Here is a 14,207-nt window from a genome sequence, read left to right on the forward strand (position 1 = left end):
ACGCCGCCACCACCACCGCCTCCGGCTCCACCAGCCCCCCGGCATACGCCGGAGCCAACGCCAAGGAAACAGCCGTCGGATAACACCCGGGCACAGCAATCCGCCGCGCGCCCTTCAACGCCTCCCGCCCACCCGGCAACTCCGGCAACCCGTAAGGCCACGTCCCCGCATGCGCAGACCCGTAGAACCGCTCCCACTCCACAGCGTCCCGCAGCCGGAAATCCGCACCACAATCCACCACCAGCGTCCCCTCACCCAGCCCCGCGGCAACCCCCGCCGACTGACCATGCGGCAACGCCAAAAACACCACGTCATGCCCAGCAAGCACCTCGGCGGTCGTGGCCTCCAGGACCCGCCCGGCCAGGGGAAGCAGATGCGGCTGCACAGCGCCGAGGCGCTGGCCCGCGTTGCTGTTCGCGGTGAGGGCCCCGATCCGTACGCCGGGGTGCGCGAGGAGCAGGCGCAGCACTTCGCCGCCCGCGTATCCGCTCGCTCCTGCCACTGCCACACGTACTGCCATCGGGCCCCTCCTGGTCGATGGCATGACTATACGAATGAATGAAGATTTATGCAATGGGCCTGCATGAATCGCCGTGCCCGACAGAGCTGGGCCAGGCGTAGCACCCGGCGCTCTCGGAGCCGTCGTACCGTGACTGCGTGGGGAACGTATTCGGTGGTGGGGAAAAGAGCCTGTACCTGTCCAACGGCGGCACGGAAGTGTTCATCGACGTGCTGATGCTGGCGGTATCCGATCTCGCCCATGAGGAGTGGGACTACCGCTTCGCGGCTCTTCTCACGCTGCAAGACCAGAACGTGATGGGGCGAGGGGCGGTCGGATTCGACCTTCAGGACATCGCTTGGGGCACGACGCCGCGGGAACGTGCCCGGTCGAAGGACTTCGTGCTGCGGGCCACCGCGCTCGCGCTGAGCGGCCACCGCTGGAGCGAGCTGGGGTACGACCCTCCCCTCGTCCGTGACCACCTGCACCGGTTCATAGCCATGGTCGAGTCCTTCGCGCCGGCTGACGCCGCCCATCCCGCCGGAGGCTTCCCCGGACCGGACGATCGCGCGACGGCCTCGTGCGCACAGCACCGGATCCTCAGCGCGCTCCCGCACTGGGAGGGGTGCTTCCTCTGCACCAGGCCAGGACAGCCTTGAGCGCTTCGGCCGGCGCGACGCAGCGGATCAATCCGCGGTGCTCAGCGCCCGGTGGTGGTACCGGACCTGGTGGAAGGCCCCGTAATAGGGCGAGCCCTCCTCGACGGGGCCGAGTGCGCGCAGTACCGCGTCGCCGCGGGTGTCGTCGCGGAGGAAGAGACCGATCGCCGCCGTGACCCGTACCGCTTCGGCCTCGTCGGTCAGGCAGGCGGCGAGGGCGTCCGCGGGGGCCGGGGAGCCGGTGAGGGCCCTGCACGCCTGCTCGCGCACCGCGGCGTCCGGGTCCCGGGTGCACGCCAGGGCGGCGGCCAGCGCCTCCGGCTCCCCGCTCGCGGCGGGTGAGGTCAGGCCGGAGATCGCCCAGCACCGCACCTCCGGGTCGGGGTGGTGGATGAGCGTGTGCAGCGCCTGCTCGGCCCGGGGATCCAGGGCGTCGGCCAGTCCGGCCGTGAGGGGCCGCATCACCCGCGGGTCCTCTTCCTCGGCCGCCCAGGAGAGGAAGAGATCGACGATCGGCCGCTCGAAGGAGTCGTCGCCGCTCTCGTCGTAGAGGAGGGCCAGGCGGAGCACCTGCGCGCCGAAGTGCCGCTCCAGCGGATCCGGCCGGTCCCGCAGGGCGGCGGCCTCCGCGCGGACAGCGGGGTCGTCGCGCTCGTGGGCCGCGAACGTCGTCGCGAACCACACCGGCTGATCGACGTCCGGCTCGGTCAGGGCGCGGCCCAGCAGCTCCGCGAAAGACGGCTCGGTCCCCGTCCCGGGCCGCCCTTCGGCGTCTCCGCTCCGTTCCGCCGCTGCGAGCGGGTCCTCACCCATGTCTCCGTACTGCCTTTCATCCCATTTGGGTCGCGCTTGCCCTGGAGCGCACTCCAAGATCTACGGTCTTGCCATGACTACGGACAACAGCACCGCCAAGACCCGCCAGGAGCGCTTCGACCACGGCATGGAGGTCCTGACCCGCATCGACGGAGAGAGCGGGCAGAAGGTCATCGACTCCCTGGCCGACATCTCGCCGGAGCTCGGCCACCAGGTCGTCTCCTGGGCCTTCGGCGACATCTACGACCGGCCCGGGCTGGCCCCCCGCGACCGGCAGCTGGTGACCCTCGGCATGCTCACCGCCCTGGGCGGCTGCGAGCCGCAGCTGGACGTGCACATCAACGCGGCCCTCAACGTCGGCCTCGCTCCGGCGGAGATCACCGAGGCGCTGCTGCACTCCGCCGTGTACTGCGGGATGCCCCGCGCGCTCAACGCCACCTTCGTGGCCAAGAAGGTCTTCGGAGAGCGCGGCCTCCTGCCCGTAGCGCAGGACTGATGCGCCTGCCCCGGCAGACAGAACCGCCCCGGCCGGGCGCAGTGCCGGCCGGGGCGGAACGGTTTACCGCATGCGGGCGCGTCAGGCCAGGGTCGCCAGGGCCTGGTTGAGCGTCGCCGACGGACGCATGATGGCCGAGGCCTTCGTCACGTCGGGCTGGTAGTAGCCGCCGATGTCGGCCGGGGAGCCCTGCACCGCGATCAGCTCGTCGACGATGGTGCCCTCCTGCTCGGTCAGCGTCTTGGCCAGCGGCCCGAACGCCTCCGCGAGCTGCGCGTCGTCGGTCTGCTTCGCGAGCTCCTGGGCCCAGTACATCGCCAGGTAGAAGTGGCTGCCGCGGTTGTCGATGCCGCCCAGGCGGCGGCTCGGCGACTTGTCCTCGTTGAGGAAGGTGCCGGTCGCGCGGTCGAGCGTGTCGGCGAGGACCTTGGCGCGGGCGTTGCCCGTGGTCGTCGCGAGGTGCTCGAAGCTGGCCGCGAGGGCGAAGAACTCGCCGAGGCTGTCCCAGCGGAGGTAGTTCTCCTTGACGAGCTGCTGCACGTGCTTGGGGGCGGAGCCGCCGGCGCCGGTCTCGAAGAGGCCGCCGCCGTTCATCAGCGGGACGACCGACAGCATCTTCGCGCTCGTGCCGAGCTCGAGGATCGGGAACAGGTCGGTCAGGTAGTCACGCAGGACGTTGCCGGTGACGGAGATGGTGTCCTCGCCGCGGCGGATGCGCTCCAGGGAGAACTTCGTCGCCTCGACCGGGGACATGATCTCGATCTGGAGGCCGTCGGTGTCGTGCTCCGACAGGTACGCCTTGACCTTCTCGATGAGCTGCGCGTCGTGGGCGCGGTTCTCGTCGAGCCAGAAGACGGCCGGGGAGCCGGTGGCGCGGGCGCGGGTGACGGCGAGCTTGACCCAGTCGCGGATCGGGGCGTCCTTGGCCTGGCACATGCGGAAGATGTCGCCCTGGCCGACCGTCTGCTCCAGCACGGCGTTGCCGGCGGCGTCGAGGACCCGCACCGTGCCGGTGACGGGGATCTCGAAGGTCTTGTCGTGGCTGCCGTACTCCTCGGCCTTCTGGGCCATGAGGCCGACGTTCGGCACGGAGCCCATCGTCGCCGGGTCGAAGGCGCCGTTCGCGCGGCAGTCCTCGATGACGGCCTGGTAGACGCCCGCGTAGCTGCTGTCCGGGAGGACGGCGAGGGTGTCGGCCTCCTGGCCGTCCGGGCCCCACATGTGGCCGGAGGTGCGGATCATGGCCGGCATGGAGGCGTCGACGATGACGTCGCTCGGGACGTGCAGGTTGGTGATGCCCTTGTCGGAGTCGACCATCGCCAGGGCGGGGCCCTCGGCGAGCTCGGCGTCGAAGGAGGCCTTGATCTCGTCGCCCATGTGGGGCAGCGTCTCCAGGCCCTTGAGGATGCCGCCGAGGCCGTCGTTCGGGGTCAGGCCGGCCGCGATGAGCACCTCGCCGTACTTCGCGAAGGTCTTCGGGAAGAAGGCGCGGACCACGTGGCCGAAGATGATCGGGTCGGAGACCTTCATCATCGTGGCCTTCAGGTGCACGGAGAACAGCACGCCCTCGGCCTTGGCGCGGGCGACCTGCGCCGCGAGGAACTCGCGCAGCGCGGCGACGCGCATGACGGAGGCGTCGACGACCTCGCCCGCGCGGACGGGGATCGACTCGCGCAGGACGGTGGTGGAGCCGTCGTCGCCCTTGAGCTCGATGCGGAACGTGCCGTCCTCGGCGACGACCGCGGACTTCTCGGTGGAGCGGAAGTCGTCGACGCCCATGGTGGCGACGTTCGTCTTCGAGTCGGCCGACCAGGCGCCCATGCGGTGCGGGTGCGCCTTGGCGTAGTTCTTGACCGACGCGGGGGCGCGGCGGTCGGAGTTGCCCTCGCGCAGGACCGGGTTGACGGCGCTGCCCTTGACCTTGTCGTAGCGGGCGCGGATGTCGCGCTCCTCGTCGGTCTTCGGGTCGTCCGGGTAGTCCGGCAGGGCGTAGCCCTGGGCCTGAAGCTCCGCTACGGCGGCCTTCAGCTGCGGGATGGACGCCGAGATGTTCGGCAGCTTGATGATGTTGGCCTCGGGCGTCTTGGCCAGCTCACCCAGCTCCGCCAGGGCGTCGTCGATGCGCTGGCTCTCCTCGAGGTACTCGGGGAAGCCGGCGATGATCCGCCCGGCCAGGGAGATGTCACGCGTCTCCACGGTGACCCCGGCCGTCGAGGCGTAGGCCTGGACCACAGGCAGGAACGAGTGCGTGGCCAGGGCCGGGGCCTCGTCGGTGTGCGTATAGATGATGGTCGAGTCAGTCACCGGGTGCTCCGCTCCACGTCTGTAACATTGCTCGACATCAAGATATCTCGTGCCGGAGCCCCTCTCGACAGGACCCTGGCCACACTCACGTGTCACATCCGTGTCCTCCCGTCCGTCATCTCTTCGACGGATCGCGACGGAAGAGTGTGACCGATGAACGAGAACGAATTCCTGGCGGAGCGCTTCGAGACCCACCGCTCCCACCTGCGGGCGGTCGCCTACCGCATGCTCGGCTCGCTCAGCGAGGCGGAGGACGCCGTGCAGGAGGCGTGGCTGCGGCTCGACCGCTCCGGCGCGGACGGCGTCGCCAACCTCGGCGGGTGGCTGACGACGGTCGTGGGCCGGGTATGCCTCGACATACTGCGCTCGCGCGCGTCGCGGGCCGAGGAGCCGCTGGACGTACGGGTGCCCGACCCGGTCGTGAGCCGCGGCGCGGACGAGGTCGACCCCGAGCACGCGGCGCTGCTGGCGGATTCGGTCGGCCTCGCCCTGCTGGTCGTGCTGGACACGCTGGATCCGGCCGAGCGGCTGGCGTTCGTCCTGCACGACATGTTCGGCATGCCGTTCGATGAGATCGCGCCCATGGTCGGGCGGACGACGGCCGCGGCGCGGCAGCTCGCGAGCCGGGCGCGGCGCCGGGTGCGGGGCGCGGCTCCCGAGCCCGAGACGGACCTGGCCCGGCAGTGGAAGGTCGTCGACGCCTTCATGGCGGCCTCGCGCGCCGGCGACTTCGACGCACTGCTGGCCGTGCTCGACCCGGATGTGGTGCTGCGGGCCGATGCCGGGGCCGGGGGCGCGAGGGCGTCGCAGGAGGTCCGCGGTGCGCGGGAGGTCGCGGGGCAGGCCATGCTGTTCCGGTCCCCGGCGCTGTTCGCGCGGCGGGCGCTGGTCAACGGCGCCGCGGGGGTCGTCACGGCCCTGGAGGGGAAGCTGCTCTCGGTGCTGGGGTTCACAATCGCGGACGGCCGGATTGTCGAGATCGACATCCTTGCGGATCCGGAGCGGCTGAGCCGGCTGGACGTGCAGACGGAGTTCTGAGGGGCGGGCGGGAAGGGCAGGGCAGGGAGCAGCGGCCGGGGCCTCAGCTCTCGCCCTCGCCCCTCACGCCTTCCCGCTCTTCTCGGCCTTCCCGCTCTTCTCCTCGCTGAGTGACTCCAGGAGCGTCCCGAGGACCGTCGCGAGCGCGTCGCGCTCCCCTTCCGTGAGCGCGGCGAGCAGGCGGGCCTCGGTGGCGACGTGGTCGGGCAGGGCCACGTCGATGAGGTCGCGGCCGTCGTCCGTGAGAGCGACGACGACGCTGCGGCCGTCCGAGGCGCTGGGGCTGCGGCTCACCAGGCCGCGGGCTTCCAGCCGGTCGAGGCGCTGCGTGATCGCCCCGGAGGTGACCATCGACGAGCGCATGAGTTCGGCGGGGGTGAGGCTGTGCGGCGGGTCGCTGCGCCGCAGCGTCGCGAGGACGTCGAAGGACGCGGCGTCGAGGCCGTGGGCGGCGAAGGTGCGGCGCAGTTCGGTGTCCACGAGCCGTGCGAGCCGCGAGAGGCGGCCGATCACCGCCATCGGCGAAACATCGAGATCGGGGCGGCGTACGGCCCACTGTGCGAGCACTTGGTCGACGTGATCTGCCATGGGGTCAGGGTAGTGGACCGGCGTCAATTGTCTTAGCGGTGAGGTACCTCACGTGGCCGCACCCATCCATATCTCTTAGCGGTGAGATACATTGCTTTAGTGCTAAGCAATCGAGTCGGAACCCTGCTGCTCACCGCCCTGGCGCCCGCCGTCTGGGGCACCACCTACCTCGTCACGACCGAGCTCCTCCCGCCCGGCCGCCCGCTGCTCGCCGCGGTCGTCCGGGCCCTGCCCGCCGGGCTCGCGCTCGTCGCCGTCACGCGGCGGCTGCCGCATGGCGTGTGGTGGTGGCGGGCGCTGGTGCTGGGCGCGCTCAACATCGGCGCGTTCTTCGCGCTGCTGTTCGTCGCCGCGTACCGGCTGCCCGGCGGGGTCGCCGCGACCGTCGGCGCGATACAGCCGCTGCTGGTCGCCCTCCTCGCCTCCGGCCTGCTCGGCGAACGGCTCAAGCCGCGCACACTGATCGCCGCCGTCGCCGGCGTGGCGGGCGTCAGCCTGCTCGTCCTGCGGGCCGGCGCACGGCTGGACGGGCTCGGCGTCGCCGCCGCGGCCGGCGGGGCGGTCGTCATGGCCACGGGGGTCGTCCTCAGCAAGCGCTGGGCGTCGCCCGCGCCGCTGCTCGCGACGACCGGGTGGCAGCTGGTCGCGGGCGGCCTGCTCCTGCTCCCCGTCGCCTTCTTCGCCGAAGGCCCGCCGCCGGTGCCGACGGGCACGAACCTTGCCGGCTACGCGTACCTCGCCGTCATCGGCTCGGCCCTCGCGTACGCCCTGTGGTTCCGCGGGATCCGGCTGCTCTCCCCCACCGACGTCACCTTCCTCGGGCTGCTCAGCCCGCTGGTCGCCACGGTGCTCGGGTGGCTGGCGCTCGGTCAGGAGCTCACCGTGGCCCAGGGGTTCGGCGCGGTGGTCGTCCTCGGCTCGCTCGTCGCGGCGCAGGCAGGGCGCGGGCGGGGTCCGCGCGGTACGCACACTCTTCCGTCCACGGCCCGGCCGGTGGCCGCGGCCTCCACTTCCACACAGCACAGGAGCTGACAATCATGCGCATCACCGTCTTCGGAGCAGCAGGCAACGTGGGCAGCCGGGTAGTGGCCGAGGCCCTGTCCCGCGGCCACCAGGTCACCGCCGTCGTACGCGACGCCGCCCGCTTCCCCGGGCTGCCGGCCGCGGCGGAGGCCCGTACGGGCGACGCGTCGGTGGCGGACGACGTCGCCCGGCTCAGCGCCGGGCAGGACGTCGTGATCGGCGCGACCCGCCCCGCGCCCGGCAGCGAGCGGCAGCTCGTCGCCGCGACGGAGGGGCTGCTGGCCGGGCTCGCCCGCACCGGGGTGCGGCTGCTGCTCGTCGGCGGCGCGGGCAGCCTGACCCTGCCCGGCGCCGGGGGCACCACCGTGATCGACGGGCCCGGGTTCCCCGCCGACTGGCGGCCCATCGCCCTGGCCTGCAACGACCAGCTCGCGGCGTGCCGCGCGGACCAGCACGTCGACTGGGCCTACCTGAGCCCGGCCGCCCTGCTGGAACCGGGCGAGCGCACCGGCCGGTACCGCCTGGGCACGGACGAACTCCTGGTGGACGCGGACGGCGTCTCGGCCATCTCCATGGAAGACCTGGCGGTCGCCCTCGTCGACGAGGCGGAACGCCCGGCGCACCACCGGACGCGATTCACGGTCGCGTACTGACGACACCCCGCCGGCCCGGCACCGCCGGACTGCGCCGCGGTGGCTACGCGCCGCCGCGGCGGGGGCGGACGTGCCGCCCCGGCACCACACGGCGCGGGCCGCCGCCATCGCGGCGGGACCACGCGGCACGACCGACAGGCCGTCCGGCACCGCCGAGACGGCCCGCGGTGGTTTCGCAGCGTCGCGGCGGAGGGGTGTGCCGGCCCGGCACCACCACCCCTCCGCAGCGGAGGCCGACGGTGCCGAACCGCGCGGCAGGGGCCCGCGCTCTTAGCGGGCCCTGGGTGCGCCCTGTAGGCGTTCCAGGTCTCGGCGGTCCCGCTTCGTGGGGCGGCCCGTGCCGCGGTCGCGGACGGCGGCCGCGGCCACGTGCTCGCGGGGCGGTTCCGGCGGGGAGTTGTCGACGTAGCACTCCGCCGCGGCGGGCGCGCCGACGCGCTTGCTGATGAGCCGCGACACGACGACGACCCGCTCGCGCCCGGCGAGCCGCACCCGTACCTCGTCCCCGACCCGTACCGGCTGGGCCGGCTTGGCGCGGTCACCGTTGACGCGCACGTGCCCCGCGCGGCAGGCCGTGCCCGCCGCGGAGCGCGTCTTCGTGAGCCGTACGGACCAGATCCAGCTGTCGACCCGAACCGGGCCGCTCCCCTCACCTGAAGCCATGTACCGACTCTAGCCCGCCGCCCCCGCCGGTCACCGGCCCGCGACATCCTCGAACGCGGTCCGCAGCCGCCCGACGCCCTCCGCGAGCTCAGCCACACCCGTGGCCGACGCGAAGCTGAGCCGCAGGTGCGGGGCGGCGGATTCCGCGGGGTAGGAGGGGCGGCCCGAGGCGACGGCGACGCCGGCCCGCAGCGCGGCCGCGGCCAGGGCGTCCTCGTCCGTGCCGTCCGGGAGCCGGGCCCACAGGTGGAAGCCGCCGGGCGGGACGAAGTCCGCGGTGACGGCGGGCAGTTCGCGGCGCAGCGCGGTGAGCAGCGCCTCGCGGCGGACGCGCAGCTCGGCGGCGGTGTTGCGCCGGTGGCGGGGCCAGGCGGGCGAGCCGACGAGTTCGAGGGCGGCTTCTTGCAGCGGCCGCGGCACGAAGAAGCTGTCGACGACCTGGATGGCCCGCAGGCGTTCGAGGACGGGTCCGCGGGCGGCGAGCGCCCCCACGCGCAGGCTGGGCGAGGTGGCCTTGGTGAGGGAGCAGACGTGGACGACGATGCCGTCGGGGTCGTCGGAGGCGAGCGTCGGCGGCAGCGGCGGGGCGTCCTCGTGGGCGAGGCGGCGCGCGAAGTCGTCCTCGATGACGAAGGCGCCGGCCTCGCGCGCCACCCGGACCACCTCGCGCCGCCGCTCGTCGGCCAGGACCGCGCCGGTGGGGTTCTGGAAGAGCGGCTGGCAGACGAAGACGCGGGCGCCGCTCGCCCGGAACGCCTCGGCGAGCAGGTCCGTGCGCACGCCGTGCGCGTCCGCCGGTACGGGGACGGGCCGCAGGCCCGAGGCGCGGGCGACGGCGAGCATGCCGGGGTAGGTCGGGGACTCGACGAGGACCGGCGCCCCCGGCGGGGCGAGGGCCCGCAGCGCCGCGGTCAGCGCGCTCTGGCCGCCGGCGGTGATCAGCACGTCGGAGGCGGCGAGGGTGCCGGCCGGCCCGCCGATCTCGCGGGCGAACCAGGCGCGCAGTTCGGTCACCCCCTCGATGGGCGGGCGCCCCCATGCGCCGGGGCGGCGGCCGGCCCGGCCCAGAGCCGCGGCGAGGGCACGCTCGGGCTGGAGGGAGGGGTGGAGGTAGCCGCCGCTGAGCTCGATGACTCCGGGCGGCGGCTCGGCGAGCGTGGTGAGCACACCGGTGGCGTCCACGGCCCGCGGGATCGCCTCCGCGGCGCTTTCGGCGCTGAGGGCGACCTGCTGCCAGGAGGTGTCGCCGAGGCGTACGGGCGCGGCGTGCGGGGCGGTGCGGAAGGCGCCCGCGCCGGGGCGGGTGGTCACCAGCCCCTCGGCGGCGAGCGTGGCGAGGGCGCGCGAGACGGTCACGGGGCTGACGCGGAAGCGCTCGACGAGGGCCCGGCTGGACGGCAGCTTCTCACCCGGAGAGTAGCGGTCCAGCTCCCTTTTAAGGGCTTCAGCCAGCTCAGCAACGCTGTTACGCTCATACATGAAACTCAAAGATAGCGCTATCCGCCCGACCGCGATAGCAGTGCAGAGCCCCGCGAGCACGTCCACCGGCACCACCGCCGGTACGGCCGACCGCGCGGCCGACCGCACGCGGAGCGGTGTCCTGCTGGCCGCCCTGGGCGTGGCCTCCTTCTCGCTGACGTTCCCCGCGACCGCATGGGCCCTGGAGGGCCTCGGCCCGTGGTCCCTGGTCAGCTGCCGGATGGCGCTCGGCGGCCTGATCGCCGGCATCTGCCTGCTCGCCCTGCGCGTACGGGCCCCCGCGCGCCGCCACTGGCCGGCGCTGTGCGCGGTGGCCGGCGGCACCTGCGTCGGCTTCCCCCTGCTGACCACACTGGCGCTGCAGACCTCCACCACCTCGCACGCCGCCGTCGTCGTGGGCCTGCTGCCGCTGACGACGGCCGCGTACTCGTCCGTACGGAACCGGACGCGCCACTCGCGCACGTTCTGGGGCGCGGCCGTCGTCGGCGCCGCCGTGGTGATCGCCTTCGCCGTACAGCAGAGCGGCGGCAGCCCCACGGGCAGCGACCTGTACCTGTTCGCGGCGCTGCTCGTGTGCGCGGCGGGCTACGCGGAGGGCGGGCAGCTGGCCCGCGAGATGCCGGGCTGGCAGGTCATCGGCTGGGCGCTGGTGCTGTGCCTGCCGGTCGCGGCCGTCGGGGCGGCGCTGGCGCTGCCGGCCGAGCCCGTACACCTCACGGGTCACACGATCGCGGGGCTGCTGTGGCTCTCCGCGGGGTCGCAGTTCGTGGGCATGTGGGTCTGGTACCGGGGCATGGGCGCGATCGGCGTGGCCCGCGCGAGCCAGTTGCAGCTGGCCCAGCCGCTGCTCACGCTGGTCTGGTCGGTGCTGCTGCTCGGCGAGCACCTGACGCCCGCCGCGCCGGTGGCCGCCGTGGCGGTGCTCGTGTGCATCGGGGTGACGCAGCGGGCGCGCGGCTGAGCGGGGCACGGGGCGCTCGCCGCGTTGCTCCACCTGGCCGAGGCGCGGGCCATATACCGCCGGTCACCGTAGACTTGGGAGCATCCCAGCACACATCTCGGATCGCGAATCTCGAACGGAACTCGAACAGAAGGGCACCGTCGATGCATGCGAGCAAGGGTGACCGGTTGGTGGTCCACGGGCGGACGGTCGGCCAGCAGGACCATGTCGTGGAGATCGTGGAGGTGCTGGGCCCCAAAGGCGCACCGCCGTACCGGGTCCGCGACGACAAGGGCCACGAGACGATCATGTCGCCCGGCCCGGACTCCGTGGTCGACCACCGCAAGGCGAGCGGTCACAGTTAGCCGGCGCGTCACCCCGCCGCGGGGCGGGGTCGTCTTCGGCGGCGCCGCGTTTCTGTAACCGCCGCGGCGGCGCCCGGCCGCCGTGGCGGCCTTCGGCGGTGCCGTACCCGGCCCGAGGCCCGTACGGCACCGCCGGACACCTCGCAGGTGGCCGATCACCGTCGCGGCGGAATCGAGGCGCCGGGACGGCACCGGCGCCCCGGCAGCCCGCCCGCGAAGGAGCCCCGCGCCGGCAGCGAGGCGCCGGAGCAACCGAAGCGCCCCGGCGGCGCCGTCACCGCGGCGGTCTCACCCTCGTCGGGTAGTGGTCCGCCACCACGCGCCCCATCGCCCCGATCGGGTCACCCACCACGTACTTCGCCGAGAAGTAGACGTTCCCCAGCACCTCCGCGTGCTCCCGCCCCAGCGCCACGTGCCGGGAGAGTTCCGCCGGGTCCTGCCAGGGCGCGGGCTGGGCGGGGTCGCCCGCCCGGTACAGCGCCTCGCCGACGTACAGCCGCACCCCCGTGCCGCGCACGGTCTCCGCCCACCACGGCACGAGCTTCGCGTAGTCCGCCGCGGCGAAGCCGATGTGCCAGTAGACCTGCGGCACGATGTAGTCGATCCACTCCTCGCGGACCCACTTGCGGGTGTCCGCGCCCAGGTCGTCGTAGGTCTGGACGCCCGCGCGGGTGTCCGAGCCGAGCGGGTCGGTGGAGCGGTTGCGCCAGACCGCGAACGGGCTGATCCCGAACTGCACGTGCCGCTTGCGCCGCTTGATGCGCTCCCCCATCTCCCGCACCAGCCGGTCGATGTTGGCGCGCCGCCAGGCGGCCCGGTCGGGGAAGCCGGAGCCGTAGCGGGCGTACGCGGTGTCGTCGTCGAAGCGCTGCCCGGCCACGGGGTACGGGTAGAAGTAGTCGTCGAAGTGCACGCCGTCGAGGTCGTAGCGGGAGACGGCGTCGAGCATGGCGTCCTGCACGAAGCGGCGCACCTCGGGCAGGCCGGGGTTGTAGTAGAGCTTCCCGCCGTAGGGGACGACCCACTCGGGGTGGATGCGGGCGGGGTGGGTGGGGACGAGCCGGCCGGGGTCGGTGTGGTTGGCGATGCGGTACGGGTTGAACCAGCCGTGCAGTTCGAGTCTTCGCCGGTGGGCCTCGCGGACGGCGAAGGAGAGCGGGTCCCAGCCCGGGTACAGCCCTTGAGTGCCCGTCAGATATTCCGACCAGGGCTCGAACGGGGAGGGCCAGAAGGCGTCCGCGGTGGGACGGATCTGGAGCAGCACGGCGTTGAGGCGGCGCGCGACGGCGGCGTCGAACAGGGCGGTCAGCTCGTCCTGCTGCTGCCGGGGCTCCAGGCCGGGCTTCGAGGGCCAGTCGACGTTGACGACGGTCGCGGCCCACATCCCCCGGAACTCGCGCCGCCGCCGGCGCTCGCCGGCCGCGCCCGCGAGCGCGGGCCCCGGCCTGCCCGGCTCCACGGCTCCCGGCTCCATAGCCCCTGCCTCGCCGGACGCCAGCATCGCGGAGGACATCATCCCCGCGGCGGCCACGGTGAACCCTCTTCGGGTCATACGCCCCATATGCGGGACCTCATTTCGCCGTCTCGTCGGATCGGTCACACCGTTCGGGGCCAGCATGCCCGCCCCGGCACCGCCGGGACCGCACGGCGCGGAGTAACGTCTGGAACGAGGCGGAGAGCGCGGCGCAGGACGCGGCGACCCGCCGGACGACCAAGATCAGCGAAAGGCACGATGTTGACGGACACTGTGGCAGACGTAGCGCGTGTCGGGGTGGTGGGCTGCGGCCAGATGGGCGCGGGGATCGCGGAGGTGTGTGCCCGGGCCGGCCTGGACGTCATGGTCGCCGAGACCACCGGTGAGGCCCTGGAGATCGGCCGCACCCGCCTGACCAACTCCCTCGGCAAGGCCGCCGAGCGCGGCAAGATCACCGAGGAGGAGCGCGACGCGACCCTCGCCCGGCTGAGCTTCACCACCGACCTCGGCGAGTTCGCCGACCGCGATCTGGTCATCGAGGCCGTCGTCGAGAACGAGCAGGTCAAGAACGAGATCTTCCGGGTGCTCGACCAGGTGGTCACCCGCCCCGACGCGATCCTGGCCTCCAACACCTCCTCGATCCCGCTGGTGAAGCTGGCCGTGGCCACCTCCCGGCCGGACCGCGTGATCGGCATCCACTTCTTCAACCCGGCCCCGGTGCAGAAGCTCGTGGAGCTCATCCCGGCGCTCACCACCAGCGAGGAAACGATCAAGCGCGCCGACGCGCTGGTCACCAACGTGCTGGGCAAGCACGCGATCCGCGCCCAGGACCGCTCGGGCTTCGTGGTCAACGCCCTGCTCATCCCGTACCTGCTCTCCGCGATCCGGATGTTCGAGTCGGGCATCGCCAGCCGCGAGGACATCGACAACGGCATGGAGCTCGGCTGCGCCCACCCGATGGGCCCGCTCAAGCTGTCCGACCTCATCGGCCTGGACACCGTGGCCTCGGTCGCCGACAGCATGTACCAGGAGTACAAGGAGCCGCTGTACGCCGCTCCCCCGCTGCTCCAGCGCATGGTCGACGCGGGCCGCCTCGGCCGCAAGACCGGCTCGGGCTTCTACTCGTACTGATCTCCGTACGGACGTCACGCACCGTCACCGCCGCACACCCGTGTTCGCACGGGGTGTGCGGCGGTGACTCGCATATACCCCC

General features: G+C 73.0%; 14 protein-coding genes and 1 pseudogene. 8 read left to right on the plus strand and 7 right to left on the minus strand.

Going from position 1 to position 14,207, the window contains the following annotated elements; translation table 11 throughout:
• A pseudogene (locus tag D7231_RS24730) lies at positions 1 to 520 on the minus strand (N-acetyl-gamma-glutamyl-phosphate reductase); the annotation flags it as partial.
• 137 nt (positions 521 to 657) lie between these two features.
• Here D7231_RS24730 and D7231_RS24735 point away from each other — a divergent pair.
• A complete protein-coding gene (locus D7231_RS24735) occupies positions 658 to 1,158 on the plus strand; it encodes a hypothetical protein (RefSeq protein WP_120757746.1) in 501 nt (166 codons plus the stop codon).
• A gap of 27 nt (positions 1,159 to 1,185) precedes the next feature.
• Here D7231_RS24735 and D7231_RS24740 read toward each other — a convergent pair whose 3' ends face one another.
• Positions 1,186 to 1,971: a HEAT repeat domain-containing protein gene (locus D7231_RS24740; RefSeq protein ID WP_120757747.1), complete on the minus strand. Its 786-nt coding sequence runs from the start codon at positions 1,969 to 1,971 to the stop codon at positions 1,186 to 1,188.
• A gap of 73 nt (positions 1,972 to 2,044) precedes the next feature.
• Between D7231_RS24740 and D7231_RS24745 the strand changes: the two genes are divergently transcribed.
• Positions 2,045 to 2,467 carry a carboxymuconolactone decarboxylase family protein gene (locus tag D7231_RS24745; RefSeq protein ID WP_120757748.1) on the plus strand — a complete coding sequence of 141 codons (423 nt, stop codon included), beginning with the start codon at positions 2,045 to 2,047 and terminating at the stop codon, positions 2,465 to 2,467.
• A gap of 81 nt (positions 2,468 to 2,548) precedes the next feature.
• On the opposite strand, the gene D7231_RS24750 is transcribed toward D7231_RS24745, so the two are convergent.
• Positions 2,549 to 4,771, minus strand: a complete 2,223-nt coding sequence (locus D7231_RS24750) for an NADP-dependent isocitrate dehydrogenase (protein ID WP_120757749.1) — start codon at positions 4,769 to 4,771, stop codon at positions 2,549 to 2,551.
• A 153-nt stretch (positions 4,772 to 4,924) separates the two neighbouring features.
• Here D7231_RS24750 and sigJ point away from each other — a divergent pair, with 153 nt between their 5' ends.
• Positions 4,925 to 5,809 (plus strand): RNA polymerase sigma factor SigJ, encoded by an 885-nt coding sequence (gene sigJ / locus D7231_RS24755; RefSeq protein ID WP_120757750.1) that lies wholly within the window; start codon positions 4,925 to 4,927, stop codon positions 5,807 to 5,809.
• A 63-nt stretch (positions 5,810 to 5,872) separates the two neighbouring features.
• On the opposite strand, the gene D7231_RS24760 is transcribed toward sigJ, so the two are convergent.
• The gene (locus D7231_RS24760) at positions 5,873 to 6,397 is read right to left on the minus strand and encodes a MarR family winged helix-turn-helix transcriptional regulator (protein ID WP_120757751.1); all 525 of its coding nucleotides are present in this window, start codon (positions 6,395 to 6,397) and stop codon (positions 5,873 to 5,875) included.
• 99 nt (positions 6,398 to 6,496) lie between these two features.
• On the opposite strand from D7231_RS24760, the gene D7231_RS24765 reads away from it, so the two are divergent.
• Together D7231_RS24765 and D7231_RS24770 are read left to right on the plus strand one after the other, a co-directional pair.
• A complete protein-coding gene (locus D7231_RS24765; protein ID WP_120757752.1) occupies positions 6,497 to 7,429 on the plus strand; it encodes an EamA family transporter in 933 nt (310 codons plus the stop codon).
• A 5-nt stretch (positions 7,430 to 7,434) separates the two neighbouring features.
• Positions 7,435 to 8,073, plus strand: a complete 639-nt coding sequence (locus D7231_RS24770; protein ID WP_120757753.1) for an NAD(P)-dependent oxidoreductase — start codon at positions 7,435 to 7,437, stop codon at positions 8,071 to 8,073.
• Positions 8,074 to 8,343: 270 nt separating this feature from the next.
• Here D7231_RS24770 and D7231_RS24775 read toward each other — a convergent pair whose 3' ends face one another.
• A complete protein-coding gene (locus D7231_RS24775) occupies positions 8,344 to 8,736 on the minus strand; it encodes an RNA-binding S4 domain-containing protein (RefSeq protein WP_120757754.1) in 393 nt (130 codons plus the stop codon).
• 30 nt (positions 8,737 to 8,766) lie between these two features.
• Positions 8,767 to 10,215 carry an aminotransferase-like domain-containing protein gene (locus D7231_RS24780; RefSeq protein ID WP_120757755.1) on the minus strand — a complete coding sequence of 483 codons (1,449 nt, stop codon included), beginning with the start codon at positions 10,213 to 10,215 and terminating at the stop codon, positions 8,767 to 8,769.
• Between D7231_RS24780 and D7231_RS24785 the strand changes: the two genes are divergently transcribed.
• A complete protein-coding gene (locus D7231_RS24785) occupies positions 10,214 to 11,176 on the plus strand; it encodes a DMT family transporter (protein ID WP_120757756.1) in 963 nt (320 codons plus the stop codon). The genes D7231_RS24780 and D7231_RS24785 overlap by 2 nt on opposite strands.
• A 143-nt stretch (positions 11,177 to 11,319) precedes the next feature.
• Positions 11,320 to 11,520: a DUF1918 domain-containing protein gene (locus tag D7231_RS24790; protein WP_120757757.1), complete on the plus strand. Its 201-nt coding sequence runs from the start codon at positions 11,320 to 11,322 to the stop codon at positions 11,518 to 11,520.
• Positions 11,521 to 11,794: 274 nt separating this feature from the next.
• Here the strand turns inward: D7231_RS24790 and D7231_RS24795 are convergent, their stop codons facing one another.
• Positions 11,795 to 13,081 (minus strand): glycoside hydrolase family 10-like protein, encoded by a 1,287-nt coding sequence (locus D7231_RS24795; protein WP_120757758.1) that lies wholly within the window; start codon positions 13,079 to 13,081, stop codon positions 11,795 to 11,797.
• Positions 13,082 to 13,267: 186 nt separating this feature from the next.
• Here D7231_RS24795 and D7231_RS24800 point away from each other — a divergent pair, with 186 nt between their 5' ends.
• Entirely contained in the window at positions 13,268 to 14,125 is an 858-nt protein-coding gene (locus D7231_RS24800; protein ID WP_120757759.1) for a 3-hydroxybutyryl-CoA dehydrogenase, read from the plus strand.
• Positions 14,126 to 14,207 lie beyond the last annotated feature (82 nt).

This window comes from Streptomyces klenkii (genome assembly GCF_003626645.1).
GTDB classification, from domain to species: domain Bacteria; phylum Actinomycetota; class Actinomycetes; order Streptomycetales; family Streptomycetaceae; genus Streptomyces; species Streptomyces klenkii.

Bases quoted from the DNA above. Each gene is read 5' to 3' on its own strand.
- D7231_RS24740 (WP_120757747.1), bottom strand. From the start codon at position 1,971: ATGGGTGAGGACCCGCTCGCAGCGGCGGAACGGAGCGGAGACGCCGAA.
- D7231_RS24745 (WP_120757748.1), top strand. From the start codon at position 2,045: ATGACTACGGACAACAGCACCGCCAAGACCCGCCAGGAGCGCTTCGAC.
- sigJ (WP_120757750.1), top strand. From the start codon at position 4,925: ATGAACGAGAACGAATTCCTGGCGGAGCGCTTCGAGACCCACCGCTCC.
- D7231_RS24760 (WP_120757751.1), bottom strand. From the start codon at position 6,397: ATGGCAGATCACGTCGACCAAGTGCTCGCACAGTGGGCCGTACGCCGC.
- D7231_RS24770 (WP_120757753.1), top strand. From the start codon at position 7,435: ATGCGCATCACCGTCTTCGGAGCAGCAGGCAACGTGGGCAGCCGGGTA.
- D7231_RS24775 (WP_120757754.1), bottom strand. From the start codon at position 8,736: ATGGCTTCAGGTGAGGGGAGCGGCCCGGTTCGGGTCGACAGCTGGATC.
- D7231_RS24785 (WP_120757756.1), top strand. From the start codon at position 10,214: ATGAAACTCAAAGATAGCGCTATCCGCCCGACCGCGATAGCAGTGCAG.
- D7231_RS24780 (WP_120757755.1), bottom strand. From the start codon at position 10,215: ATGTATGAGCGTAACAGCGTTGCTGAGCTGGCTGAAGCCCTTAAAAGG.
- D7231_RS24790 (WP_120757757.1), top strand. From the start codon at position 11,320: ATGCATGCGAGCAAGGGTGACCGGTTGGTGGTCCACGGGCGGACGGTC.
- D7231_RS24795 (WP_120757758.1), bottom strand. From the start codon at position 13,081: ATGGGGCGTATGACCCGAAGAGGGTTCACCGTGGCCGCCGCGGGGATG.